The organism is Aeromonas sp. PrichA-15 (assembly GCF_017939245.1).
In the GTDB taxonomy this organism is placed as follows: Bacteria; Pseudomonadota; Gammaproteobacteria; order Enterobacterales; family Aeromonadaceae; genus Aeromonas; species Aeromonas caviae.
The window spans coordinates 1-575 of record NZ_JAGKRH010000300.1; the positions used below are offsets into that span (position 1 = coordinate 1).

The 575-nt window shown below is 58.6% G+C and carries 1 protein-coding gene; it reads left to right on the top strand.

What is annotated here, in order from left to right:
- Nucleotides 1-495 (top strand): IS21-like element ISAs29 family helper ATPase IstB (gene istB / locus J9889_RS21695; RefSeq protein WP_210558134.1); only part of this gene is annotated, 495 nt, incomplete at its 5' end.
- Nucleotides 496-575 lie beyond the last annotated feature (80 nt).

Genomic DNA, 575 nt, shown 5'->3' on the forward strand with positions numbered 1-575 from the left:
GCAAACCTGGCCCAAGGAGAGTGGCTGCGCCGGGGCCAGAACCTGCTCATTACCGGCCCCTGTGGCTGCGGAAAAACCTACCTAGCCTGTGCGCTGGGCTACCAAGCCTGTCAGCAGGGGCACAGCACTCGTTACTACCGGCTGCCGCGTCTGCTACTTGAGCTGAGCCAGGCCAAGGTAGATGGCAGTTACGCCAGACTGCTGGGTCAACTGGCAAGGATAGAGCTGCTGATCCTGGATGACTGGGGACTGGAAGCGGTGAATGCCGAGCAGCGCAACGCCCTGCTGGAGATCATGGATGATCGGTACGGGAAATACTCGACGGTCGTGGTCAGTCAGCTGCCAACGGAAGAGTGGTACGCGAGCTTGGGGGACAACACTCTGGCAGATGCGATCCTGGACCGGCTGATGCACAACGCTCACCGGCTGTCACTGAAGGGAGAATCGATGAGAAAGAGGAGAAGTGAGTTGACCCAATCTGAACACTCGAGTTAGAAACGGGGTGACGTGAGCGCGTTAAGGATCAGGGTGTTCACGTTGGCCGGAATGGCTGTTCAACTTCGCCGGAATACGCA